Genomic DNA, 23573 nt, shown 5'->3' with positions numbered 1-23573 from the left:
GCCGGCCTCGGAATGCGCCTCCAGTTGGTGAAGGCCGGCGTGCCCTGGGACACCGCATTCGGTCTCGACCATGCCTGGGCGTTCGGCCTGACCGTCGCGATGGGCGAGGCCGAGGGCGACAGCTACGACTGGGAAGCACTGCGCTGGCGCGAGCGCAAGAAGCGGTGACCCGTCATGGCTGAAATGAGCTTCGCCGCTCTCGCCCTTCGGCTCTCCCGCATCGGCGCCGTCATGGGCCGGGCGCAGCAGCGCGGATTGGACGAGGCCGGCCGCATCGTGGAGGTCGAAGCGCGCGGGATGCTCGGCGACTACCAACCAGCGATCCCTCCGTTCCCGCGCTGGGCCGACCTGAAGGACAGCACGATCCGCGACCGACTGCGGCGCGGCTTCACTGCCAACGACCCGCTCCTCCGCTCTGGCGAGCTGCGGGACAGCATCCATCACGAGGTGAGGGGCAACACCGCCTTCGTTTTCTCGCGCGACATCAACGCCGGCCGCCACGAGTTCGGGACGAGCAAGATGCCACCGCGTCCGTTCATCGGCCCAGCACTGGTTCGGAAGTTGGACGAAGCGGGCAAGGCGGTGGCGGACCACATCGCGGCGCCGCTGACGAACGGGAGGCGCTGAGACGTGTCTGGATCCTACAGCGCTTTCGGATCGCTGAACTTCACCACCAACGGCCCGCAGGTCATGGCGCAGCTATCGCGCAGCCTGGGGGCGCTGGATGCGCGGGCGAAGGTCACAGAGCGCACGTTGCTTGGTCTCGCCGGGCGCTTCTCCACCTTTCGCACGGCCGGCGCCGATATTCAGACGACGACCACCGCCATGGGGCAGATGGCGACCGCGGCGAACCGGGGCGCCGCAGCTATGACCCGGCAGGCCTCGGCCACGGGGCTGATGGCCACGGGCGCCCGGACGGCGGCGGCGGCGGTGGGGCTGATGACACGATCGGCGACGGCGCTGGAGCCGGCTGTAGCAGCCGGCACGCAGGCCATCGGGCGGGCGACCGCATCCTTCACCCGGAACGCGACGGCGGCGGATAGGGCCAGCGCGGCAGCGACGCGGGCGATCAACGCTTTCCGCTCCCTGGGTTCCCTCCCGTCCATCCCGCCGATCGGTGGTGGTGGTGGAGGTGGCGGCGGGCGCGGCACCCGGAGTGGGCGCGGCGATCGGGTTGCCGAGATGGCGAGCCTGGGGATCGTATCGCACGCCGGGCAAGCTGGCCTCGGTCGCGTCATCCGGGATGCCGGCGCCCTCTCGGATGAGCAGGCCATCCTTCGGGGCCAGACGGGACGCATGGCGCCGGAGGGTGGGATGGGACCGGCCGAGTACCAGCGGGCACTCCTAGCCCGCGCCATCGAGACGACGCGCTTGGTGCCGGGCACGACCATCCAAGGGAACCTGGCAGCCGGCGCCGAGCTGCGGACGGCGGTGCAGGCGCAGAACTCGATCAACATGCTGCCCGAGTTCCAGTCGGTTGCGACGGCCCTTGGCCGGATGAGCAATTCCGACCCGGACAAGATCGCCGGCGCTCTCGGCCGCACCCTCTCGCTGCGCGGCTCCTTCAACAACCCGCTGACCGGCGAGATGGACCCGGAGCGAGCGCGCGGCGAGCTGGCAGCAGCGGGGCGGATGCTCTTCGCCTACCGCAACCAGGGCGTCAGCGACCGAGAGCTGGAGATGTTCCAGCGCCGCGCCCGTGTCATGGGCGAGCGCATGGCGCCCGAGACCTACTTCGGCGGATGGACGGCCGGCGGCATCCAGAGCATGTCGGGCAACGTCTTCGGAACGGCTCTAAATGCTTTCGGAAGGCAAATGACCAATGGAATCATGGGGAAGGATCAAGCCGCCTTCCTGCAGCAATACGGCTTCATCGCCAAGAACGCCCGCGGCGCGCGAGTGCCCGAGCGCGAAATCCGCGACCTCCTCGCCCGAGGCGAGATTGACGAGGACCTTGCGGGGCGTCTGAGGACGGGCGCGGCGGCGCGCTTTAACAAGCGGGATATCGTCAACTCGGATCTCGCAGGCCTTCGGCCGGATCTCTACTTCGATTGGGCTGTGGGGAGCCTTCGTCGGCAGGGCGTGGTCACCCCAGACGAGCGCGACGCCTTCGCCAACCGCGCCGGCAGCACGAACACTGGCCGCCAGCTCTGGAGCTACGGTCTTTTCCCCGAGGGCCAGCGCGCGGATCGCGCCGCAGTCGGCGGCGTCAACATGAACGCCATCGGCGACTATCTGCGCGAGGGCTTCAACGCCGGCCGAGGCAATATGGAGGCCGGCGTCACCAACGCCACGGCAAGCCTCGGCATGTCCTCCACGGATGATGTCACGAAGCTGATGAACAGTGTAGCGCGCGGGCTGAACGATCTGGGCGACTGGGCAAGGGCCAACCCGGACACGTCGCGCATTCTCCTGGACGTGGGCGCCGGCCTGACGGCGGTGGCCGCGGCGGGGCTTCTCTTCACGGTCGGCAGCGCCGCCCTCTCAGGCCTCGGGGCGCTCGCAGGCGCGATCGGCACCGGCATCGGTCTCGCCGGCATCGCTGGCACCGCCGCCTTCGCCTTCATGGTCAGTCCCCTCGGCCTGCTGGCGCTGGGGGCGGGGATCACGGCGGTCGCTCTGTCCCTGGATCGAAAGGACTGGGAGACGCTCTTCGCCGGCTTCACCACCGGGATTAAGGGCCTCTACGACACCCTGAAGGCCGGTGTGGGGCTTGGTCCCGGCGGCGCGGGCGCGACAGGCCCGACGATCCTCCCCGGCGTTGGCGTGGCCCCCAACCTTGTCCGCCCCCCAGACGCGGCGCCTGGCGGCCTCCCCTCCTCCCCCGGCCTGATGCCTGGGCTGCCGAGCTTCCGCCCCCTGCCCGGACAGCGCAGCGATGCCGGCGGCGACAGCTTCAACCTCGCGTCGGCCGGCGGCGGGGACGTGGTGATCAACCTGACCACGACCCTGGATGGCCGGGTCATCGCCCAGAACACCTCGCGCCACTTGGCACGCGAGTTCTCGCGCCCGGCCCGTTCTGGGGCCGGCCTCGATAGCCGCATGGCCCTCCCTGACACCGAAACCGCCTGACGCGCGCAGCACGCCGCGCCCCCTCTGGAGACATGCCATGGCGCCCCCGAAGGCCCCCAAGATGCCCACAAACAAGGAGCTGTTGATGACCAACGTCAGTCAGCAGGCGCTGGTCATCGAGTTGCTTCAGGCCATCCTCGCTGGAAAGGGAAAGCCCTCCAGTAAGGGTCGCCCCGCCCCAATGGGCGGAGCTCTGCCCGTGATTACGCGGTAGCGCCGAATGCAGATCGCGAATTTCGGGACGTGGAATAGTAACCCCACGGGGTATGACCAGCAGTGGCAGGCCGGCCCCTCGAAAGATGGCCCGTGGTCGGATGTGGCCGGCGCCATTGGCACGACCTACAGCCCGCCAGACGCTGACAACGGGAGGTGGTTCCGGGCGGCTGTGTGGGGCCGCAACGTCACCGGCCGCGCGCTGGTGCCGCTCTACAGCTCGCCCCTCCAGTTCACGGCCAACGTCTCGACCGTCATCACCCTGCCGGCGCTGACGCTGACGCCGGCGGCCTCCTCCTTCCAGATCGGCACCCCTGCCGCGGCGGCAGGCGCAACCCTCGCCACCTTCTCCGGCGCGCACCCGAGTGCGACCCTGTCGGTGCCCCCCGGTGAGACCCGGTACGTCCTGAATCCAGCCAAGACGGCTGTTCTGGTGGGAGCGTCGCCTCTGGCTGCTGCCGACCCGCTGACGATCTCGGTCATTCAGACCCTGGCCGGTGCCAGCAACAGCCCGCGCCCGACAAGCGTGTCAATCACCGTGACCAACGCTGCGACGACGACCCCGGCGACCCCGGCCGACGCGCTTGACCAGCTCCAGGGCGCGCGCCTGGTCTTCGGCGGCTCCAAGCTGCTGAACGCCTTCAGCGGCACGCCTGTCACGGCCTCGGGCGGTACCGTCTCGGCTGTCGCCGACCAGACCGGCGTGGTTCAGGCCATCGGCCTTGGCTCCAACCCCACACCGCCGACCTACCTCAAGCCGGGCGACGCTGGTTTCCAGTCGTCCTACTTCAACGGGCTGCCCTACCTCAGCTTTAACGGGTTCAACCAGCACCTCGAGAGCGATCTGATCTACTCGGGCACTGGCGCGATCCTGGTCGTGGCGGCCATTCGTCGCCGCGCCGCGCAGCCCAATGACTTCGGCTGCCCCTTCACCGTCATGGGCGGGACCAACAACTACAACGGCGGCTATCCCTTCCTGCGGCCCTACTTCCGGCCTAACGGTGGCGGTGCGACGGGTGGCATTTACCTCGGCAACAACGAATTCGAGACAACCGACCTCACGGCGCCGACCGAAGCGCCGTTCATCATCGCTTTCCGCCGGAACGCCGATGGCACCGCGCAGCTCCGGGTCAATGACGCTAAGACGCAGATCCTTACCGGTACGGCGAACCCGTTCCCGGCCCGCCTCCTTATGGGGTCTTCGCTGCCGCCGGGCAGTCCGGACGGCGCTTTCCTGTTCACGGGCGCCTTTGACATGGCGTTTGCCTGGGTCACCGATGCCATGGGTGACGAAGACTTCCTCTGCGCGGAGTTCGCCCGCCGTATCGGCCTCAAGCCGCAGAGCGCCGTCGACACTGCCTGGGCCGCGCGCGCCTCGGCCGGTGTCACCGGCACCACCGAACCCGCGAACCCCGTCGTCGTCACCCCGCCCCCGGTCATCGGTGGCACCCCCGTCGCGGGCGGCACCACCCCCGCCACGCCGATCGCGCGTGTGGCCGACAGCAGCTATCCGTCAACCACGTTCACCAGCATTCCCCTGACCCTAACCGGCACGGGCGCCCCAGCGGGATCGGTCTACACCCAGATCCAGGGCTTCCAGCGTGGGCACCTGTTCCCGGGCGATCCGCTCGTGTGGAAGACCTCGGGCGGCACGGCCTGCGAGACCCAGTACGACGCGGCCCCGTCCACTTTCTGGGCTGATGGCTCGATTATGGCGACGGCCATCCACATTGCCCTGCCGTCGCTGGGAAATGGGGCGACGGAGGCCGGTGCGCTGTTCAAGCAGGCATCCCCCTCCGGGACAGCTATCAATCTGGCGACCGCGCTCTCCGGCAAGTCGGTGACGGTGAACGTGGGGGGCTTCTCCTACGACGTGATTGCCAACCTCCCAGCAGCCCGCTGGCACCAGGGCAACCTGAAGGCCAGCACGCGCTGCATTGCCAATATCCCTCGCGCGGCCATGGGTGGGGGCACGGACGGCCGGCTGATCGTGGACATCGGCATCGACAAGCAGGGCGTCATGACCGTCGAGGTCACGCCGCGGAATGACTTCGCACTCAAAGCAAACCAGGGCAGGGGCACCTACGACCTCCGGGTCTACCTTGGCGGCAATGAGAGGTTGACCCGGACGGGCATCGTCGCGCCGCTCTACACCGCCTATACCAACGAGCTGCGGGTGGCCTCGGACGGCACCACTCTCCTCCCGACGCGGGTGGCCTATGCTAAGCTCGATGCGCCCTACTGGCAGCGCACTGGCATTTTGCTGCACTACGACCAGCAGTTCTCGGTCGCGCAGTCCGTCCTCGACGAGTGCTCGGCGGTGCTCAACGATGCCAACTTCAACACCCCTTACAGCTACCGGGGGCTGCAGCCGATCACCGGAGGCCCCGGCGACGCGCCCAACATCGGCTTTGCAGACCGCATCGCCAGCACCGCCTACCTCACCAGCAATCCGATCGCCATCCGCGCTGCCATTGCTCAGTCCGAGGCGGCGCTATCGGCCCCCCTCGCCTGCTGGGACGAGACGCACGGGCGCTGGTTGAACAGCGTTGACCGGCCTTACGCCTGGTTCGATCGCGGCCATCGCGACATGGATCTCGGCTCGAACGACTACGGCTGGGATGTCGACGGCGCCCACATGGGCGACTACTTCCTCGCTGCGTATCTCTACACCGGCCGGCGCAGCTTCTGCGACGGGATCAACCTGCAAGCGTCGTTTGGCATCATGCTCAAGTGGCCCGAGGGGCAGCGCGGCATGCCGGCGAACACCGAGGACAGCTTGAATGGCCGCAATAGCCGGATGCAGGAGATGGCCGCCACCTCGCACGGTGCCAGCCTGCGCTGGAACGACCAGATGCGAGCCTGCGGGTGGGTGACGCGCCAGTGCCTCGACGCCCATGCGCTGGTCCCCACGACTGAGCAGCCGCACGGCAACTACCATTACGCCCTGCTCAAGGGGAACTTTCAGCAGCGCATTGATGACCAGCTCAGCGCACAGGCGAACATGGAGATGTGGGGGCTGCCCACGCACTGGATCTATGGGACCGAGGGCGGCAATCTCGGGCCGCCCTGGCAGACGGTCTTCATCCTTTCCCAGGACATTCGCGCCGCCCGCATGGAGATCCCCGGTGCGCTCGATCATGTCACCTGGGCCGACCACTTCTGGAGCGGCAGTTTCCAGCGCGGCGACTTCGATTGGTCGGACATGATGCAGTACAATTGGCAATACGTGACGGGCGGGGTGCCCGGCTATCCCAGCCAGAGCGGCAAGTGGCTGACTTACGCCGCGGTCAAGGCGGCGCTCGGTGGCGTTGCGTTCGGCCCCAACTTCCGGGACAACGGAATGGGGCTCGACTACCCGCAGCGGCAGGTCGTGGTCACGTCGCAGCTCTACGACCTCTTCGCCGACCACGGGAAATCGACCTCCTCCGTGGCCGATGCCTACGCAAAGCTGCAGTCGATGCCGCCCGACCGGACGGCGACCGACCTCGCCGCCTTTGCGCGCGATCCCCGAAACTGCGTGACGCGCCGCGGCCAGACGAGGGCCTAGACGGTCAGGCGCGGCGCTTCCGCACCGCCGCCAGCCCGAGCAGCCCGGCGCCAAAAAGGGCAAGGGATGCCGGCTCGGGAACGGGGGTCGGGGTGACCGGCGTCTGCGTGGCGACCTGGGTCCGAGTTACGTTCGCGGTATAGGTGCAGGTCGCCCCGGTGCCGCACAGGAGATCGAGGTTGTCAGCTGCGTAAGTGCCCGACGCGGAGCCAGTCGCGTTGATGTTGAGCGAGAAGACGGTGCTGGTGTTCGTGTAGAGGAATGAGCCAGCCAGCGCGCCCATGGCGGGAGCACTGAACTTAAAAACCGTGTTGGTGAAGGTAGCATCGCTGCGGAAAGGAGGCGGCAGAGCATCCAGGCTCTGGCGATCAATGATCGTGCGGCCAGCCGTCCCGGGAATGGTGATCAGGATATCCACCAGCCCCGCCACGCCCTCGCTAATGACGTTGCCGGCGCGATACTCCCGGTTGAAGGAGAAGCCATTGGCGTAGGCCGCATCGGTCACGGTGATGGACCCGCTAAACACCGCCGAGCTGGGCGACCCATCGCTCTTCTGGGCCGAGGTTTGAGTGAAGGTGTAAATCACATCAGCCCGCGCATCGGCCGCGCCGAGGGCCAGGGCAGCGGAAAGGGCGGCAATTGCGATACGCATAAATGCTTCTCCCAGCGGGACCGGACGCCACCGCTGCGCGAGTAAGCGCAAAGGACAGGCCACCACAAGCCACATTGCGGAACAACCACTTGCGTCGTGTTGTGCAACCGCAACGGGTAATCTGTAAGAAAAGGCGACGTGCGGTGTGACGGATACTTGGACGAGAAAGACAAACCCCTGCCTGCGAGGGGCAGGCAGGGGCCAGTCGGATCGGAAGCGCGTAGTCAGGCGCCGTGGGGACCATAGGCGTCCAACCTGAGGCGGGATGTCACGAGGACGTGGACAAGTCTAGTCCGGCAAGAGTGACAGCGGACGGTGTTCTCTTATCGGCCTTTTTGCCTACCAATCGTTTGGGCTCCCACCTCGCTTCCGCGGCGCAACCCTCGTTGCAGGATCACCCGGCGCGAAAGGGCAACAGCTCACATTCCCATTCGTGGCCCCTGCCGCTGCCGCGGTGCCTGCTGCTCCGTCGCCTTTGCTTTCTTTAGCTGGGAGCCACGCTCCTGTGTCGCCTGCCAAGGATCCTGCGAGCGGAGCTTCTGCCTCTCGGCCCGCTGAGCGGCCATGGCGCGGATCCTCTCCGGTCGCCACTGGAGCATGCGCCCAGCCCGCGTTGCCGCCTCCGAAGCGAGGCGCATGACAACCTGCATTCGCGTCTCGGCCTCGGGCCGCGCCTTGGCATCGCCGGTCCTCAGCCAAGTGGCACGGTCCGCCACATAGTCGGCCGCGTTCAAGCCATCGGCCGACCCCTTTGCACTCCGCAGGAACGCCATGCGGACGGCCTCCTGCGTCGGCTTTTCGCCATCGCCGGCCAGCCGTTCGGCAATGGCGCCAGCATCGGCCACCACCACCGCGTCCTGCCTGTGCCGTGTCAGCCCGACATAGGCACGCGCATCATCGAGCCCGCCGCCCGCGTGCAGGACGGTGAAGTCCACTGTACGCCCCTGCGCCTTGTGAATGGTCTGCGCGAAGGCGTGCTGGAGCACTGGCGGACGCTGGCCCTGCTTCTTCGTGGGCGGGGGCGCGATTTCCGATAGGCGCAGGGAAAGCGTCTTCTGCGTGCGGTCGAGCCGGATGGTGAGCGTGGGGTCCGCCTCGCGCGTGAAGCCCTCCAGCGTCGCCACGTCATTCGCCAGCACGTCATGCCCGCGCTTCGTCAGCGTGGAGCCTAGCGCCAGGCGGTCGCCCGTGCGCAGTTCCATCTCCCGGAGCTCACCCTGACCACCCCGGCGGCCTCCAGCATGGAGGGTGCGGACGGTAATGGCATCGGCGCCGAGTTCTCCAGCAGCCACCAGCCGACCACGGATCTCGCGATTGAGGGCGTGCACGTCCGCGTTCCGGGCCGCGAGGACGAGACGGGAGGCCTCGGGCGAGGCTTGGCGGTTCCTTTCCCAGGCGTCGGCCGCCTGCTGCAAGGTGTCCGCGGCGTCTCGCGCCCAACGGACGCGCCCGTGAGCGTCATAGCGCGCCAGCCCCTCCACGCTATCGCCTGAGGCAAAGGCCTGGCTGGCCTCCTTCATCCAGGGAACCGACTGCCGGCGAACGTCCTCCATGCGCGCCAAGCCCAGCGCATCAGCCAGGGCGGAGAAGGGCGCGCCCGGCTCCACGCTGCGGAGCTGGCGACGGTCGCCGACTAGCACGACCTGCGCTCGAGCTCTGCGCGCGTGGGCGAGTAGCCGGGCGACATCTCCAGCCCCAGCCATGCCTGCTTCGTCCACGATCAGGACCGATCGCGGCTGCACTTCGGCCCGCCCTGCGTCGAGGTCGCGGACGAACCCTTGCAGTGCACGGGCACCGGGAAGCGCCGCGTCCTGGCGCACCACGTCCGCCGCGGTCCAGGAGGGGGCGAGCCCCACCACATGCGCGCCGCTGCGCCTGGCCGCGTCCGTGACGGCGGCCAGGGCGAAGCTCTTGCCCGCGCCGGCCACGCCTTCGACCACCACCACGCCATCGCCGCGGGCAGTGTGACGAACGGCTTGGGCTTGCTCCGGCGCGAGGCTGGGACGAGCAGCAATGGCGGCCTCGGCGTCAGCCTTGCGGATCTGCCCCCCCTCCCCTCGCCGCTCCAGCGTGTCCAGCAGCATCCGGCGCTCACGGTCGAGCGTCTCCTGGGTGGTGAAGACCATCTCGCCCCGTCGGTTCGGCTCCAGGGTGACGAGCTGCTTGCTGGCGATGAGGCGGTCAAACTCGGCATGGGCGCCCTCGGCGCCACCACCGCGCGCCTGGGTGGCCTCCGCAATCATGCGGCGCAGGGTGCGGTCGGTGACAACGGAGGACCGCTCCAGGGCCTCGGTAAGGGCTGCACTGGCCGGGCGGTCCTCGGGGAGCCGGTGGCGTGCCGCAGCCTCGCGCACGGCGCCCCAGACGGCCTCACGCGAGAGGCCAAGGCCCTCCATCTCCCGGAGCCACCGAGCCTCCAGCCTGCCGTCATCGGGGACGGTCGCCTTGGTGCGCCGGGTGCTCCGGGTGATCTCCTCCTTCAACAGCCGGAGGCGCTTGCCGGTGGCGTCGCTAGAGTCCCCGGCCTGGGTGTCGCGCAGCGGACCTTGCCGGCCTTCCGGAGCAGTGGCGGCGACGCGCTCTTGCTCGCCGGCCTGCTCAAGGGTTGCCCGCACCTTGTCGAGGGCGTCAAGGATGATGGTCCGGCGCTTGGACCAAGTGGCGATGAGCTCCGGCGGAACCCCGGCAATGGTGAAGGCCTGCCCGTCCTCCAGGATCGCCACCCCACGCTGCGCGAGGCGGTTGGCCAGCTCGGCGCGGAAGACGGCGCCCCCGTAGGTCTTCCAAGGATACAGTTTTTGCGGATCCAGAGCTCCGGTGGTGCCATCCGCGCGCCGGCCAGCGTTGATCAGGACGGAGTGGACGTGAGGCTGAGGGTCGCCGGCGCGGCTCGTAAATTGTGGGAACAAGCCGGCGGCCACGTCCTCCGCCCGCTCGCGCGTTTCCCCGTCTTTGCCACGCCGGGTCTCGAACACTCCTCGGTCATGCAGGGCGCGCAGGCCGGCGCGTGCCGAAGCGGCCATGTCCTCCGCGATGCCGTGCCGCATCTCCGGTGAGGCGGTGGCGTAGAGGGCGCCGACCGCCTTCGGGGCGTTGAAGGTAAGATCCCAGCCCCCGACCCGTTCAGCCCGCTTGGCCGCCTGGACGAGCGCCGCTCCATCGAGGCCACGCCCCTCCAGCATCTGGCGCAACTGGTCAGGGACGATCGGTGCCCCATCAGGGGCAAGCCTATCGGACGCGCTCCACCAGGTAGCCTGCGCGGCCGAAGTATCGGCCATCAGGTACTCGTCGGTGGCCTTTGACGGGCTGGCGTGCTCGGGAAGGGCGTGTTGAGCCTCGCGCTCGTAATAGTCCGCAGCGGCCGAGACGTTCAGCCCGTCGCCCCCACCGCCGATGCGCTTGATGCCGAGCACGGGCCTAAGCTCCCCTCAGAACTGCCCGGCGCTGGCCGGCGGCTCAATGGAACCTGCCAGGGTGCCTACGGCCTGCGCGATATCCTGCAGCGCCCCCTGCACGGCCTCCCGGTCCGCCCTAGCATCCTCAAGGGTTGGGACGGCCCTGCCGATAGCAGCCGCATGCTGGCCGAGGATTTCCACCAGCGCTTCCAGTCTGCCCGGGACCACGCCTGTTGCGGCAGTGGTGTCAGGGGCTGCTTGGCCGATGAAGGCGAGGATTGCCAAGCGAATGAGCTGAGGTGGTTTCATTCCCCGTGCCTCGGCTACTTTAACAACCGCCTCGACTTCCCCTTCGCTGAGTGACGCCCAAACGCGAACAGATGCCCTAGCAGCCATAAGCTTTCCTCATAACAAGCACCCATCGCACAAAACTGTGCATCGTGGATGCCGCGCCGTGTGATGCTCTTCATACCCTATTCGCTTGCAAAACGCAGCCTTTACGACACCTTTACATCGATTCGACCATTACAGGAGCTTTTCGAGCTTTACGGCACGAAAACCATGCTAGAACTCAGGTCTGTTCGGTGGGGAGCGGGTTTAGGCCGATGGCGGATGACGCGTTCCGGGCAAGGCTGGCGGAGGTGGAGCCGGCCGGCAGGAAGCAGGAGCCGTCCGCCGCTCGTGCTCGCATTCAGGAGACGTTTGACGACCTCACGGCAGCCCGGAAGCGAGGGGTTGCCTGGCAGCAGATCGCCGCCCTGATGACCGCTGATGGGATCAAGGCCGCCGATGGGGAGCCGCTGACCCCTGATGAGGTGAAGGCGCTTTTTCACGCCGAGAGATATGCCCGCGGTGAGCGCCGGAAGCGGCGCCCGAACGCCGGGGCTGCTGAAGCCCCTAAGGTCCGGCCTCGCCGGGTGACTCCTGACGTCGAGGCCGAGCCTGTGGCCGCTAAGCCCCTAGTGCCGGCACCCCTCCCCGCTCCCGAGAATGCCCGTCCGGCCGATCCCTATGCCGAGCTGGACCGCAGGCAGCACGAGGCCAAGCAACGCCGGGAACGAACGGCGAAGGCGCGGGACTGGAACCCCTTTGATCTTAGCAACAAGGAAGCATCTGAATGAGCGAGGCGGGTATGGCTGAAAAAACGAAGGCGGTGGGCAAGGGTGCCTCTCCGGCCGCGCCTGCCGTCGAGCGCTTCCTGGTGCTCAACGACAAGGGCGGCATCGGCAAGTCCATCGTCATCCACGGGCTGAGCCTGGAGATGACCTCGGTGGGGGTTGAGCACCGGGTGATTGAGGCCGAGAGCGACCCGCGCCTCCAGCGCGTCCTCGGCGAGCACCGGGTGGCCTTCCATCCTCTGTCCGAAGACAGCCTGCGCGACATCCGGCGCAACCCGGATCTGGTGGCCGAGTATTGGGACGCTATCGCGGAGGAGTTCATGGAGGGCGTGCGGCTGCTCGACATGGGCGCCAACGCCTCCAAGCTCTTTTGGAATTGGTGGGACAGCGGATCGGGCCGGCTGATGCTGGGCGACGGCGCTGGAATCGGGGCGCTGATCGTCACCACGAACGAGATCGAGGCCATGCGCTTGGCTCGAGAGGCATTGGCGCGGGTAGCGGAAGAGATGCCAGCCGCCCGGCTGTTCGTGGTGGTCAATGAGCACCAGGGCACACTGCCAGCCTCGCATCCGGCGCTGGACAAGCTCTGTGAGGCGGCCGGCAGCCGGGCAGGCGAGGTGGTGCGGATCGTGCTGCCGCGCTGCGCTGCCCCCGCCTGGCCGGTCATGTTCGGTATGGGCAAACCGCTCAACGAACTGGCCACCCTGCGCCCGCAGGACCTGCAGCCCCATGGTTACCGCCTCGGGGCGGCGGCTCGCTCGGTTTCGGATGTGGGGGAATGGTTAGCCGAGTGGCGCCCGCAGATTCGCCGCATCCTGACAACCGCCGGCTTGGTTGACGGGCCGCGGTGAAGCCCAGCCCCTCCAGCGCGGGCCGCCCCTCCGCCACGGTGGAGGGGTTCAACGAGGCGGCGATGGCAGACGCGCGCCAGCATGCGCGTGCGGTCTGGGCCGAGGAGAGCGCGAAGGAGCGGGACAGGCTGATGGCCCTGCCCTTGGCGGAGAGGCTGGCCGCGTTGGATGACGATGCGGTCCGTCAGCAGCTCACCCCCGAACATCGAGGCGAGCTGCGCGGGGCGATTGCTACGCTGGCCGAGGCCGGGAAGGCTTCGCTTTCCGATGCGGACAAGGCGACCTACCTCCGCGACGTGCGGGGCTTCCTGCACCAGGGGCTCGCGCGGCTGCCGCGTCAGATGGTGGTGCGCACCGCCGTCATCGCGGGGCTTACTTGCGCAGGCATGACAGCGCTCGGCGTAGCTGGAGGCTACCTGGCGGGGCGTGCCTCCGTGATGGCCGAAGTATCTGCGCTTAACCGGCACCTTGCCCTAGATGCAGAAGCGGCCGCGGCTTGGCTGGATTTGATCCAACTCAATGGCGATCCACGCCCGGCGCTCAGCCGAGGCACTAAGTTCCGCCCTGACATAGGCGGCGAGGCGACCAGCCTGAACTTGTGGCTAAGGGCTCCGCCGGCCGTCCCTCCGCAGAGGCGGTAAGCGGCTCTCCCTCCCCAGGTAACGCAGCTACCCTCGCGCCGACCCTGCGGTGAGCCGGTCGAACTCCTCCAAGGCTTCTGCCCGGTATTCACGCACGACACGGTACACGCTCATGAGGGCAGCCCCCCGGTGACGGGCGGAGCGAACCATCTCCTCTCCGGACGCGTTGATGGCTGCCACGAACTGGTGGCGGGAGACTCCTCTGTTGGCCATTTCCCGTGCGATGCCGAGGGCGCTGGTATCGGACTGATCGTCGACGGGAAGAGTCATCTGGAAGATCTCCGCATCTCGGCCAGCACCCATCAGCAGGCTGAATGCGGCTGAGCGTCTAGGCTAACCGGCGGCTCCGCGGTTGTGCATGTGAACTTGGCGCAACCGAGGGCGGACGCCCTCGTGTGAGGATCGGAGTGGCTGCGCATAGACAGGAGCCTTGGCAAGTTCAGGCAAGGGTTGCCTTTCCTTCGTCACCAGAACTCAGGTGCCAGAGCCTCGACATCTTTGAGCACGTCGCTCGCAAGCAAGGCGCACAGCCAAATAGACTTGAGCACACATCCGCTCCATTACAACGCTGGGTTGCGCGCCTCTACCCTATTGCGGCCTCCATAGTCACCATCATTATCAGTTGCGCAGCATCGAAGGCTGGCCCCAGTCGCCCCGCAAAGGCATTGGCTGGCGCCGACGATCACGCTGCGATGGTGCGGCGCGGGCGTGCGGCTGCGGACGGCGTTGATCGGGGGGAGGTGCCCCGCTTCTTCGCCTCTGGCGCCAGATCCCCCAACCCCTCCAGCTCAACCGGCGGCAGCCCTGGCATTTGCACGTTGAGTGTTACGCGGCCACCCAAGGCCTCGACGTAGCCCCGCAGGGTGGACAACAGCATGTCGCCGCGTTGTTCAAGGCGTGCGACGTTCTCCTGCTTGATGCCGAGCTGCCGCGCGACGGTGGCCTGGGTCTTACCCATAGCCTTCCGCACGTCGCGGAGGGCCATGTGCTGGGCGACCAGGACTGCCGCACGCTGCTCCACCTCGCGCTGATCCTCCGGCGACATCCGGGCAATCATCTCGTCCAGGGATACACCCTTGGCCTTGCTCATTCCCATGTCCTCCACCTCTGCTCCGCCTTGGCGATCAGCGTTCGATAGAACCTCGCCTCCGACACACCCGCCTTATCCCCACCAGCCAGCAGAACTGCGACCCGTTGGCCATCGAAGGCAAAGGCAACGCGCCAGACACCACCATCAGCGGCAAAGCGCAGTTCCTTCAGGTTGGCGACCTTACTCCCCTTGAGTGTGTCAACCGTGGGACGCCCGAGGGTGGGGCCGCTGGCCTCCAGGAGCCGCAGCGTTGCGGCCAGGGCAATACGCACCTCCCGCGAGAAGGTCTCGAAGTCCTCGGCCATTTCGGGGTGGAAGGTGACATGCCAAGGCATATGCGCAATATGCGCAGAAACGCATATGCGGTCAAGAGCATTGATATTCAGATTGACGATGTTGGACATTGGAAGCTCCGCGGTTGAAGGAGCCTCGGACTCAACTGTCACGACCTGCCTGCCGCCTCACCTTTTTCGCGCGGGCCCAGGCTGGAAAAGCCATCCGCAGAGAACCCGCAGAGTGATCCTTGACCGTGGTCGTCCTAGCGGTTGTCATGCGGCATGACCACGGACGACCAGGGACAACCAGGGACACCCGCCCAATGGCCTACACTGACCGAGGCGGCTTCTCGTAGTGGCTATAGCCGGGAGGCTCTTCGGCAGCGTATTCGCCGGGGCAAGCTGCGGGCTGTTAAGTCGAACGTGGATGGTCAACTCCGTCTTGATCCCGAACTCTTGGCCGCTCTACCCCCGCTAGATAGCTCACAAGAGGAGATCGTGGACGACCAGGGACAACCGGTTGACGAACCTCGTGGCATGGTTGTGGATTTTCTGCAGGCGACCGTGGCCGACCTACGCACGACCGTGAACAACCTTGGTCAACAGCTTGAAAAGGCACGGACGGCCCTGGACGCGGCCCAAGTCGACCGCCTGAACGATCGCGGACGTGCCGAACGGGCTGAGGCTCAGGCGGTGGCTAGTAGTGAGCGTGCAGCAGCGGCAGAAGCGCGATTGGCCACCATGGAGGCATCCTTGGCTGAAGCCATGACGCCCCTGCTAATCCGTGTGATCCGGGCTGTCCGAAGACGCTGACGAGCGTCAGAGAGCCTTCTGGGGAAACCTTGCGACCACCTCCACGCCCCTGAGGTACCGGCGGTCCACTAGGAACTCCTCCTCCCCGTAGTGGTCATCCTCCTCCGGCACCGCACAGATGATCGCGGAGGGAGGTGCCGTCGCACGCAGCAAAACGCTTCCCCCGTCAGTCGTCTGCCAAAGGCCACGGGCGTGCGCTTCCGCGGCTTCGCGGGATGAGGACCAGGAAAAACCATAGGTGCGCCGTCGCCGATTGCGCGCGCCTTCGCCTCGATACACCTCCACCGCCGGCCCGCTATAGGGAGGCATGAGAAGACGCAAGCCAGCAGCAAGTGCCAGGTCGTCTCCTACTCCCTGCCGAAGGCTGTCCCCGTAGCGGATCCAGATTCGCAAGAAGCCCGGCGGCACATCGGGGTGAACGTCAGCGCGGCGAACCAAGGCCGCCAATGCGGGACGCCACAAGAAGCCATATTCCAGAGCCTCTAAGCTGTCAGCCAGTGCGGAAAAGTCGCCCGCCGCTACCGCTGCGAGAAAGGCGCGGATCGCCCCACGATCCTGCCGCCGCTGCCGCGCCAGCAAGTCAGAAACCGTCATTGTCTCCAGTTCGGCCGCCGCTTCTCCGGTGATGGGTTCTCGTGCACCGCCGACGGTGAAGGAAATGGGGCGGCCGTAGTCAGTCATGGTCAGCGGACTTCCGGTTCATGCGGCGCATGAGCGCAAAAGAAGAGGGGCCACGCCCGGCGCGGCCCCCTTCTCATGTCAGCCCAACAGATCGCTCTGCCACAGCTCGTTCTCCACGCCGGGCGCGAGCTCTCGCGGATAAAACTCCATCCGCAGCTTGCCCTCATTGGTGCGCACCGCGCCTGCGTGATCCTCCTTTTCGGAGCACCACAGCCGGTACTTCCGGACCTCCTCTTGGGCCACATAGTGGCTGCCTCGGGAGGGGCCGTACGCCCGAGCCATGCGAACATGGCCTTGGCAGTGCTTCCCGTTCGCGTAAACGAACGGGCAGGGAATTGTAGTCATGTCGTCTTCCATCGATGAGGTTTGGTTCGGCGAACCGATCATCGGCTGGGTCTGGTAGTCACTAGCCTTATGGCCTGCTTCCGCAGGCAAGCTGCTAAACAGTAGGGCACGCAGGCGGCAGGCCCAAGCGCTATCGGCATACTGACTACGTCAGCCGCAGCAGATCCAGCAGAATGCCGCCGATCAGCCGCTCCTCCTTCTCAAACCGCCCGTCGTCATGCCGGGCGAGGAAGTGCAACTTCGCCTCAGCTTTCGCCCTGAGCCCGGCGACCGTGGCAGCGGGGATCTCGCCTATCTCGTCCTGATCCGGGATGAGTGAGTTCAGCCGGCGCATCTCGGCTTCCATCTCGGCCGGGTGTTCGGTCCAGTCGTGTTCATCGGCCAGGCTTGCCATCATGCGGTAATGTTCCATCGCGGCTTGGTCCGCGCGGATGAACTCTTGACACTTCGCGATCAGCGCCGCGTCCGGGCTGCCTCCCGAACAGACGGGCGGCGACGGCAGGAGAGTCGGCGGGAGGGCAGCCGGAGCCATGGCGATCGGCAGCAGCGTCAGCATGTCGCGTCGAGTGCTGGTCATGCTGCACCCCCGGCCGCCGCCTCGAGCTTCGCCGCGGCATCCCGAAGCCAGCGCGCGGCCTTTGCCGCCATCTGTTGCGGGGTAGCGCCGGCAAACTCATCCTCGGGATACATCGTCAGGATCAGTGCCAGCCCACCGAACTCTGGGCCGTGGTCCTGCAGGTCCAGCGAGACCGCATCCGTGGCCGAGGTCTCGATCTCGAAGTGGACCAACTCCTCGTCATTCCACCGGCCGGGCGTCCAGCCCTGCGTGGTGCCCAGGGCCTCGAAGACGGCCAGCTCGGGACGGTCGGGAAGCCGCTCTGGGATGAAGGCGCCGGAGGCGAGGGAAGGCATGGCAGGGGCGGAGGACACCGCAACAGCGGCGCCCCCCATGGCAGCCAGCAGGCCGCGACGAGCCGAACTCATGAGCTAACCTCCATGGGAAAATTGTGGTCACTCGGCAGCAGGGCGCTCAGATCGCGCCCGATGCTGGTGGCGATGAAGTCGGCCGCACGCCGGCTGTAGCGTGCGACCTCGCGCAGATGTCCCGATGTAGCGTCGTTGTTCATGTCGAGATCTGCGGCACCACTGGCCAAAGTGGCGGCTAGGGCAATCACCAGAAGCGCGTCTGTGACGGTCTCCGGCTGGGTGCTTAGAGCTTGGTCTTCGGCTCCGAAGTAGGCCGCTGCAGCGTCGTTCCAGGCATCACACAACCGATGGCGTTCCGTCTTCGATCCCTTGAATGCCCCTACCGCTTCGTCTGCTGCGTCCATCGCCCGCTTTAGTGCCGGGAGCCTAAGGACAATTTGCTCGACGGCTCCCACTCGCGAAGGCGCAGCGAGGACAGGGAAGGGCGCCACCGCAACGGCGGCGCCTCCCATGGTGGCCAGCAGGCGACGACGAGCGGTCATGCTGCACCTCCCTTCGTGCGACGGTGGGGGCGGGTCGGCTTTTTGGGCTCCAGCCACGCAATGGCATTCAAAAGTGCTGAGTGCTGCGCCTCGAAGATGGGAGCGCGGTGCATCCGGTCGGCAGCCCAGCGGAGCTTTGCCAGCAAGCCCTCGATCGTCTCTGGTTGTGCCGCAGCGAGGTCCGACAAGGCGTCCAGGTGTGCCTGTCCAGCCTTAATATGCCGCTGAGTGCCTCTCCAAGCTTGGCGGCCCATTTCTCGGGCGTCGGCCATACGGTCGATGGCGGCATACACCGCAGCATCGGGGTTGTCGTCCGCCGCACGCGCCACGAGGGCGCGGAAGTCGAAGGCCTCGCTCATGCGGCGCCTCCTGCCATCCGCTCCAAGTCGCGAAGAACGGAACGGGCAGCGATTTCATCGAAGTTGAGCATGGCGTCCGTGTCGCCGGGATTCTCGATGGATCGGACGTAGGCCATGACGGAGCGGGCCTTGGCGGCAGCCCCTTCCAGGGTCGCGGCCTGCATCCCGGTGATCACCTTCAGGGCGGTATTGGCGCGATCGCAAGCGGCATCCCAGACCTTCTCGGCAGCGACGGCCGGTGCACAATCGGGGGAAACATCGAAGGCTCGCATCGCGTGCAGCAGCCGCTTCTCCTCAGCGGCGAGCTTCATGTGCTCGGCGCAGGCAGCGAGCAGCGCGGCGTCCGGATGGGTGGCATGTGTCGCCAGGGCCGGCGTCACGGTGACGAGGACGGCCAAGCCGCCCAACAGGTTCCGGCGGCTCATGCGTGCGCGCTCCCGAAACCACCACCGAAGCGACGCAGGTTGGCCGGAACCGGATCGCCGTTCCGGCGATACGCGGCGCGCATCTCCCGCGCAGTCGGGCGATGGACCACCACGGGGCTGCGATCGGGGGAGAGGGTGAGGGGCTGGCCGCTGGCCTCGGCCACCTCGGCCTCACCATCCGCGTCTGGCTCCATGTCGAGGTTCGCCCGGTCGGCGTCGTCCAGCACGCGCAGCAGCATCGTCGCGCCGTCTAGGAGGGACGCCACCTTCGCCTCGATGCGGGCACGCAGGGCCGGCGTCAGAACCGACCGCAGCGCGGTAACGTTGCTTTTCGTGTCGCGCGTCGGAGCGCGGGTGCTAAGGGTCGCGGATGCCATGTTGGCCTCCTGGGTTGGTGTGGCTGCCAAGGCCGGGCGGGGAGGTTTTCGAGGCTCACCCCGCTCGGCCGCTTTGCCCGGATGACCCGCCGGGCGCGGGATCTGTCAGGCGCCGGTCACGCGCTCCGAGGCAGCAAGCCGGCGCGGATCTCTCGAGCCTGCTCGATCATGCCGGCGAGGAGCGCCCGCAGCCGTGCCGGGCTCATGTCGTCCAGGCGGGCGGGGTCCAGGTCCGCGGTGGCATCAATCTCGCGCAGGGCGGCATCCAGGGCGCTGAGGGTGGCCGAAGGGAAGGGCATCAGGCGCCCCCCTCTGCCGCCGCTTCGAGCCTCGCCGCGGTGTCGCGCAGCCAGCCGGCGATGATGGCCGCTGTCTGCTGCGGGGTGGCGTCGTTCAGCGTCTCCTCGGGGAAGAGCGTCAGGCTGACGGCGAGAAACTCCCGGCCTTCGCCGGTCTCATCCATCTGCATGCCGATCTGGATTTCGTCGGTGGAGGACGTTTCGAGGTGGAAGGCCACGTCGCCGCCACGCAGGGGATCAAGGGGCTTGCCGCCTGCGGCAAGCAGGGCCTCCGCAAAGGCCGCCAGCTCGGGACGCCAGAAAGCGTCATCGGGGCGCGAGGAGGTATCAGGCGCGGTCGTAGTCATCTCAGTTCCCCAGAGCGGCGATGGCGGCCTGCGCAGCGGCCAGCCGGCGCTCGGCCTTGCGCAGCAGGGCGCGGCGCGAGTTGAGCCAGGACATCGCCTGGGACTGCTCACGGCGGCGCGTCTCGGGGCTAATGGGCGCGCGCGGCCCGCCAGCGCGAAGGGGAGGGTGGAAGCGGGCGTTGGCCTCGCCCAGGCGGCGGCAGGCGCCAGCGAAGCACTCGGCGGCGCCACGGTGCGCGTGGGTGGCTGCAGCCAGCTCGCGCTCGGCGAGGGTGAGAGCGTCAGGACCGGCGCAGGGGGTGCGCTCAATCAGCAGCGGCAGGCTGCGCATCTCGGCAACGCTGCGGAGGATCTGGTCCGTCACCAGCCCGTCGGTAAACAGGTCGGCTTCGCGGACGACGGCGGGGTTGAGGTGGGGGTGGAGGGAGAGCATGGTTGACGTCCCTATCTGGTGAAAAACACCATAAAGGGGTGCCAAACCCAAAGCAACAGGAAATTGGTGGAAAAAACTATTTCTAGTTTTTTGTGCCATGCGCTAGGCTAGGAGCTATGCTCAACGTGTCCCCTGCCCAAAGCCGAGCCGCGCGCGCGCTCCTCAACTGGTCCCAAGACGAGTTGGCCACAAAGGCAAGCGTCGGCGTCAACACGGTCCGCAATTTTGAGCAGGAGAAGGCTTCCCCTCGACCAGCGATTCTGACTGCTATGCGGTCAGCCTTGGAGAGGGCAGGAATTCAGATGATTGAGGATGAGGGCGAAGGGGTAAAGCTGCGGAAAACAACTGAGTGACGCAGCTGTTAGGAAGGCCGCCCTTACTTCGCTTTGATGGAGCTTTGCCCGATGACCGCTGACGATCCCAAGGTAGACCAAGAGGCGCTCGATCCAGGGCAGTACGCGCCTGGCAGTTTTGGCTGCCATGAAGCTTTCCACATGGCCTTCGTCTGTGCGGAGCTGGTGGGTGAGCGCCTATGCGAGCACCCTGCCGTGCTCGCGCGCCCTGAGTGGAAGGCGCTTGCGGATCGCGCGGCGGAGGCTCTTCACGACCTCTATGTAGCGATTGGTACGGATCACCTGGTAGACGATCGTTGATTATGCCCAGCTCGGCACGGCTTGGCGCGTTCTGGCGTCGCTAGGAGGCAACGCAACCCGCTTCCGTCGGGGTGCCAACCGAGGAAGAGGACAAGACCATGGTGACCAAGACCTACCCGTGGGATCCGGCTGAGGCGCTGGACACACCCGCGGCGCAGGCTGAGTACCTCTCCATCGTCTTTGCCGATGGTGAAGCTGCAGAGGTTTCTCAAGCGCTCAGTACCGTTGCTCGTGCCCAGAGCATGGCGTCGGGAGCTGAACGCGAAAGCCCCGCACTCTCGCTGCTGGAGAGCGGCAGCCTCGACCTATGCACACTCCTGGACGTGATCCGCGCCCTCGGAATGAGGCTCAAAGTGATACAGGCCTGAGTGGGTGGGGTAGTCTACTCACGCCGGACCTTCGGCTCCGGCACGCCTTTGCTTAGAGCTCGCCACATCCATCCCTCTTCGGCTTCAGGCCCAGGGAAGGGCACTACCCCCATCGTTCGCGTGTAGAGGCGCTGCATTGCACGGAAGCGTCTACGGAACGGTGGATTGCCGAGGGTGGCGACTTCCTCTTCGCCTTCGTACTCGATAGGGAAGGCGTGCTGGATGAGGACGCTGAACTTGTCCGCATACCTACGTCGAATTAGCTGCTGCATGACGTCGCACCAGAGGCTTCCCCTTGCATGATCGGGGTGCATCCAGAGACGATGAAACTCGAGGATCGGCCCAACGGTGCTGAGCTGCTCCATGTCCCACGCCGTTGCTAACGCTCCGGCTAGCGCCTCAGCTGATTGGGTGTACGTATCCAATTCGAAGTAGAAGTCTTCGTTCCCGAGCCCGGGGATAGGATGCCATTCGATAAGGTGGATGGCTCCCACTCTCTCCGGGCCTCGACAGATCCAGCCGATTAATTCTTGCTGCGCTACAATTTCATCCTCGGTTAGCCACCATTTCTTCGTCAATCGATAGTGAAAGGTCGCATTTGACGGAGAATCCTTAGCACCTATGAGAAGGGTGCGAGGATAAGCGAGATAGAAAGTTCGTGACAGTTCAACACTGAAACTGTCCGGCATAGCTTTGGTGCGCCGCATTAGAACCGAGCCGTTCCAGTGAGGCAGCCTCACCTTGCCTTCCGCGCCACGGACGCGCTCTGTCGGAAAGGGAGTCGGATCGGCAGGCATAGGGGACATTACCCCGCTGTGGATGGACGCCGAAGCTCCTATAGAGCCCGGCGATCTTGGCGCAGCAGAAAATAGCTTCTGCTGTTCTCGCTTCTGGGGCTCACGTCCTCCACCGTCCGGCGCCACCCTGGAGGAGGAGCTAGTCCCCGCCATGCCCCGGCATCTCGGGTTGCCTCCCTAACCTCGAACGATCCTCCTCCTTCGGGCACCCGACAAACCCTGTCTTAATGTTTCCATGTGATAACTAGCTTGCTAGGGACGTTTCCACGGCACCGCACCTAGCATCCCCCTTTGTCAGGGGTCGACGCGGGGGCAGGATGACTTTGCACGGGCCGTCCTGCCCCTCGCATTGGCAGCGCGCGGGTGGGCCTGGAGGCGGGCTCGGTAATCCGGTCCCCATGGGGTCGCTCCCCTTACGACCCGGCCCGCAGCACCTCTTTTATCATTCGTTCACCGTCGTGTGCCACGATGGGCGCACCGAGAGGGCCACCACTTCGTGTATCGGATGTCCCTTCTGTAACGGCCTGGGCTGGTGCGGTTCGCGGAGACTTACCGTGCCAGCCCCCCTCGGCCTGATCAGGACGTGGCAGCTCTCCGCGTCCGGAGAAGTAGAAAGACCGGCGGCCGCACGAAGTGGTGCCTGCCTATTGGGTGGTGGGTGAGGGGCGTCGGCTGAACGCATGTCACAGAGCGGCTAGCGGGTGGCGCTTCTCGCTATAACCTGCTGGCCGCTTTCGTTTAGACGACCCGCCTACGCATCACCGCGGCAAGCCCCAGCAGCCCAGCGCCGAACAAGGCTAACGAAGCAGGTTCTGGCACTGTGACCAGCCCTGTTGGATCCACCAAAGTGCGGAAAGCGACATCAAAATTTGCGTTGTAGATCAAAGGGCCGTCCAGACCTCCGATGAAGCTGTACGATATGCCCCCATTGTACGAGTTAGGGTAGTTCGCAGCCCAATTGAACAGAGTGGCCGCTCCCGCCTGAAGGGCGATTGCAAGCCTATCGCCTGGCGCGAACACGAGGCCGTAAGTTGAGAAGTCCAAAGCGATTGTGCTCATCGACGTCGAGACTGCTTCTCCAGCAACTACGATAGCCGCCAGCAGTGATCCGAACACAGGCGGATTGTACTCTTGCACAACGGGGAAGAGACTCACGGTGAGCGTACCCATGCCAGACAGGCGCTGAACATCAAGTTCTACGCTCGTGAGCAACCCCGCAGTACCTACGGTGAGCGTCTGCACCGGGTAGTAGACCATGCGCCAGGAGGGATCTTCGCCTACGTACAGGCTAGCGCTGGAGGGAGGAACCGCATTCACTTGATCCAGCGTTGGCGCGGCGTGGGCCGATCG

General features: G+C 66.3%; 31 protein-coding genes. 11 read left to right on the top strand and 20 right to left on the bottom strand.

All coding sequences use genetic code 11. The features are described 5' to 3' along the window. The first annotated feature begins 24 nt into the window (after positions 1–24). Both EAH89_RS31575 and EAH89_RS26390 read left to right on the top strand, forming a co-directional pair. The gene (locus EAH89_RS31575) at positions 25–168 is read left to right on the top strand and encodes a hypothetical protein (protein WP_161993778.1); all 144 of its coding nucleotides are present in this window, start codon (positions 25–27) and stop codon (positions 166–168) included. 6 nt (positions 169–174) lie between these two features. Continuing rightward, positions 175–627 carry a hypothetical protein gene (locus tag EAH89_RS26390; RefSeq protein ID WP_140886688.1) on the top strand — a complete coding sequence of 151 codons (453 nt, stop codon included), beginning with the start codon at positions 175–177 and terminating at the stop codon, positions 625–627. 179 nt (positions 628–806) lie between these two features. Here EAH89_RS26390 and EAH89_RS31570 read toward each other — a convergent pair whose 3' ends face one another. Beyond that, on the bottom strand, positions 807–1073 hold the full coding sequence (locus tag EAH89_RS31570) for a hypothetical protein (protein ID WP_161993777.1): 267 nt from the start codon (positions 1071–1073) through the stop codon (positions 807–809). 298 nt (positions 1074–1371) lie between these two features. On the opposite strand from EAH89_RS31570, the gene EAH89_RS26385 reads away from it, so the two are divergent. Both EAH89_RS26385 and EAH89_RS26380 read left to right on the top strand, forming a co-directional pair. Next, positions 1372–3072: a phage tail tape measure protein gene (locus tag EAH89_RS26385; RefSeq protein ID WP_161993776.1), complete on the top strand. Its 1701-nt coding sequence runs from the start codon at positions 1372–1374 to the stop codon at positions 3070–3072. Positions 3073–3292: 220 nt separating this feature from the next. Continuing rightward, positions 3293–6835, top strand: a complete 3543-nt coding sequence (locus tag EAH89_RS26380; protein ID WP_140886686.1) for a hypothetical protein — start codon at positions 3293–3295, stop codon at positions 6833–6835. A gap of 4 nt (positions 6836–6839) precedes the next feature. On the opposite strand, the gene EAH89_RS26375 is transcribed toward EAH89_RS26380, so the two are convergent. The 3 genes from EAH89_RS26375 to EAH89_RS26365 all read right to left on the bottom strand — a co-directional run bounded on the left by EAH89_RS26375 (position 6840) and on the right by EAH89_RS26365 (position 11167). After that, positions 6840–7487 (bottom strand): PEP-CTERM sorting domain-containing protein, encoded by a 648-nt coding sequence (locus EAH89_RS26375; protein WP_241667223.1) that lies wholly within the window; start codon positions 7485–7487, stop codon positions 6840–6842. A 419-nt stretch (positions 7488–7906) separates the two neighbouring features. Further along, positions 7907–10900, bottom strand: a complete 2994-nt coding sequence (mobF, locus tag EAH89_RS26370) for a MobF family relaxase (RefSeq protein WP_140886684.1) — start codon at positions 10898–10900, stop codon at positions 7907–7909. Between the two features lie 15 nt (positions 10901–10915). Further along, complete coding sequence (locus EAH89_RS26365; protein WP_161993775.1) at positions 10916–11167, bottom strand: hypothetical protein; 252 nt, start codon at positions 11165–11167, stop codon at positions 10916–10918. 320 nt (positions 11168–11487) lie between these two features. Between EAH89_RS26365 and EAH89_RS26360 the strand changes: the two genes are divergently transcribed. The 3 genes from EAH89_RS26360 (at position 11488) to EAH89_RS26350 (ending at position 13492) form a co-directional block, all read left to right on the top strand. Beyond that, positions 11488–12003: a hypothetical protein gene (locus tag EAH89_RS26360; RefSeq protein ID WP_140886682.1), complete on the top strand. Its 516-nt coding sequence runs from the start codon at positions 11488–11490 to the stop codon at positions 12001–12003. After that, a complete protein-coding gene (locus EAH89_RS26355) occupies positions 12000–12851 on the top strand; it encodes a hypothetical protein (RefSeq protein WP_140886681.1) in 852 nt (283 codons plus the stop codon). The genes EAH89_RS26360 and EAH89_RS26355 overlap by 4 nt, the downstream gene beginning before the upstream one ends. A gap of 62 nt (positions 12852–12913) precedes the next feature. Beyond that, on the top strand, positions 12914–13492 hold the full coding sequence (locus EAH89_RS26350; protein WP_140886680.1) for a hypothetical protein: 579 nt from the start codon (positions 12914–12916) through the stop codon (positions 13490–13492). A 27-nt stretch (positions 13493–13519) separates the two neighbouring features. On the opposite strand, the gene EAH89_RS26345 is transcribed toward EAH89_RS26350, so the two are convergent. The 3 genes from EAH89_RS26345 to EAH89_RS26335 all read right to left on the bottom strand — a co-directional run bounded on the left by EAH89_RS26345 (position 13520) and on the right by EAH89_RS26335 (position 14986). Next, a complete protein-coding gene (locus EAH89_RS26345) occupies positions 13520–13762 on the bottom strand; it encodes a hypothetical protein (protein ID WP_140886679.1) in 243 nt (80 codons plus the stop codon). Between the two features lie 412 nt (positions 13763–14174). Beyond that, positions 14175–14582, bottom strand: a complete 408-nt coding sequence (locus EAH89_RS26340; protein WP_206667686.1) for a helix-turn-helix domain-containing protein — start codon at positions 14580–14582, stop codon at positions 14175–14177. Continuing rightward, on the bottom strand, positions 14579–14986 hold the full coding sequence (locus EAH89_RS26335) for a type II toxin-antitoxin system RelE/ParE family toxin (protein ID WP_241667222.1): 408 nt from the start codon (positions 14984–14986) through the stop codon (positions 14579–14581). Before EAH89_RS26335 ends, EAH89_RS26340 begins: the two co-directional genes overlap by 4 nt. 369 nt (positions 14987–15355) lie before the next feature. Between EAH89_RS26335 and EAH89_RS26330 the strand changes: the two genes are divergently transcribed. Then, on the top strand, positions 15356–15670 hold the full coding sequence (locus EAH89_RS26330) for a hypothetical protein (RefSeq protein ID WP_140886678.1): 315 nt from the start codon (positions 15356–15358) through the stop codon (positions 15668–15670). Between the two features lie 6 nt (positions 15671–15676). On the opposite strand, the gene EAH89_RS26325 is transcribed toward EAH89_RS26330, so the two are convergent. The 11 genes from EAH89_RS26325 to EAH89_RS26280 all read right to left on the bottom strand — a co-directional run bounded on the left by EAH89_RS26325 (position 15677) and on the right by EAH89_RS26280 (position 20405). Further along, complete coding sequence (locus EAH89_RS26325; RefSeq protein WP_140886677.1) at positions 15677–16351, bottom strand: hypothetical protein; 675 nt, start codon at positions 16349–16351, stop codon at positions 15677–15679. A gap of 78 nt (positions 16352–16429) precedes the next feature. After that, complete coding sequence (locus tag EAH89_RS31565) at positions 16430–16594, bottom strand: hypothetical protein (protein ID WP_161993774.1); 165 nt, start codon at positions 16592–16594, stop codon at positions 16430–16432. A 247-nt stretch (positions 16595–16841) separates the two neighbouring features. After that, complete coding sequence (locus EAH89_RS26320) at positions 16842–17252, bottom strand: hypothetical protein (RefSeq protein ID WP_140886676.1); 411 nt, start codon at positions 17250–17252, stop codon at positions 16842–16844. 17 nt (positions 17253–17269) lie between these two features. Next, the gene (locus tag EAH89_RS26315) at positions 17270–17680 is read right to left on the bottom strand and encodes a hypothetical protein (protein WP_140886675.1); all 411 of its coding nucleotides are present in this window, start codon (positions 17678–17680) and stop codon (positions 17270–17272) included. After that, positions 17677–18165 (bottom strand): hypothetical protein, encoded by a 489-nt coding sequence (locus EAH89_RS26310; protein WP_140886674.1) that lies wholly within the window; start codon positions 18163–18165, stop codon positions 17677–17679. The genes EAH89_RS26315 and EAH89_RS26310 overlap by 4 nt, the downstream gene beginning before the upstream one ends. After that, the gene (locus EAH89_RS26305; RefSeq protein WP_140886673.1) at positions 18162–18524 is read right to left on the bottom strand and encodes a hypothetical protein; all 363 of its coding nucleotides are present in this window, start codon (positions 18522–18524) and stop codon (positions 18162–18164) included. The genes EAH89_RS26310 and EAH89_RS26305 overlap by 4 nt, the downstream gene beginning before the upstream one ends. Next, positions 18521–18949 (bottom strand): hypothetical protein, encoded by a 429-nt coding sequence (locus EAH89_RS26300; protein ID WP_140886672.1) that lies wholly within the window; start codon positions 18947–18949, stop codon positions 18521–18523. The genes EAH89_RS26305 and EAH89_RS26300 overlap by 4 nt, the downstream gene beginning before the upstream one ends. Beyond that, positions 18946–19326 (bottom strand): hypothetical protein, encoded by a 381-nt coding sequence (locus EAH89_RS26295; RefSeq protein WP_140886671.1) that lies wholly within the window; start codon positions 19324–19326, stop codon positions 18946–18948. The genes EAH89_RS26300 and EAH89_RS26295 overlap by 4 nt, the downstream gene beginning before the upstream one ends. Before the next feature lie 116 nt (positions 19327–19442). Then, a complete protein-coding gene (locus EAH89_RS26290) occupies positions 19443–19625 on the bottom strand; it encodes a hypothetical protein (protein ID WP_140886670.1) in 183 nt (60 codons plus the stop codon). Then, on the bottom strand, positions 19625–19972 hold the full coding sequence (locus EAH89_RS26285) for a hypothetical protein (RefSeq protein WP_140886669.1): 348 nt from the start codon (positions 19970–19972) through the stop codon (positions 19625–19627). The genes EAH89_RS26290 and EAH89_RS26285 overlap by 1 nt, the downstream gene beginning before the upstream one ends. Position 19973: 1 nt before the next feature. Beyond that, positions 19974–20405: a hypothetical protein gene (locus EAH89_RS26280; protein ID WP_140886668.1), complete on the bottom strand. Its 432-nt coding sequence runs from the start codon at positions 20403–20405 to the stop codon at positions 19974–19976. 116 nt (positions 20406–20521) lie between these two features. Between EAH89_RS26280 and EAH89_RS26275 the strand changes: the two genes are divergently transcribed. The 3 genes from EAH89_RS26275 to EAH89_RS26265 all read left to right on the top strand — a co-directional run bounded on the left by EAH89_RS26275 (position 20522) and on the right by EAH89_RS26265 (position 21426). Further along, positions 20522–20758 (top strand): helix-turn-helix domain-containing protein, encoded by a 237-nt coding sequence (locus tag EAH89_RS26275; protein WP_140886667.1) that lies wholly within the window; start codon positions 20522–20524, stop codon positions 20756–20758. Between the two features lie 51 nt (positions 20759–20809). Further along, complete coding sequence (locus EAH89_RS26270) at positions 20810–21058, top strand: hypothetical protein (RefSeq protein ID WP_140886666.1); 249 nt, start codon at positions 20810–20812, stop codon at positions 21056–21058. Positions 21059–21156: 98 nt separating this feature from the next. Then, entirely contained in the window at positions 21157–21426 is a 270-nt protein-coding gene (locus tag EAH89_RS26265) for a helix-turn-helix domain-containing transcriptional regulator (RefSeq protein ID WP_140886665.1), read from the top strand. A 14-nt stretch (positions 21427–21440) separates the two neighbouring features. On the opposite strand, the gene EAH89_RS26260 is transcribed toward EAH89_RS26265, so the two are convergent. Together EAH89_RS26260 and EAH89_RS26255 are read right to left on the bottom strand one after the other, a co-directional pair. Further along, complete coding sequence (locus tag EAH89_RS26260) at positions 21441–22166, bottom strand: hypothetical protein (RefSeq protein WP_140886664.1); 726 nt, start codon at positions 22164–22166, stop codon at positions 21441–21443. 795 nt (positions 22167–22961) lie between these two features. After that, positions 22962–23573 (bottom strand): PEP-CTERM sorting domain-containing protein (locus tag EAH89_RS26255; RefSeq protein WP_206667685.1); only part of this gene is annotated, 612 nt, incomplete at its 5' end.

It is taken from the genome of Muricoccus nepalensis, assembly GCF_006438825.1.
Classification (GTDB): Bacteria; Pseudomonadota; Alphaproteobacteria; order Acetobacterales; family Acetobacteraceae; genus Roseomonas; species Roseomonas nepalensis.
This window is presented reverse-complemented; position numbering and strand designations above follow the sequence as displayed.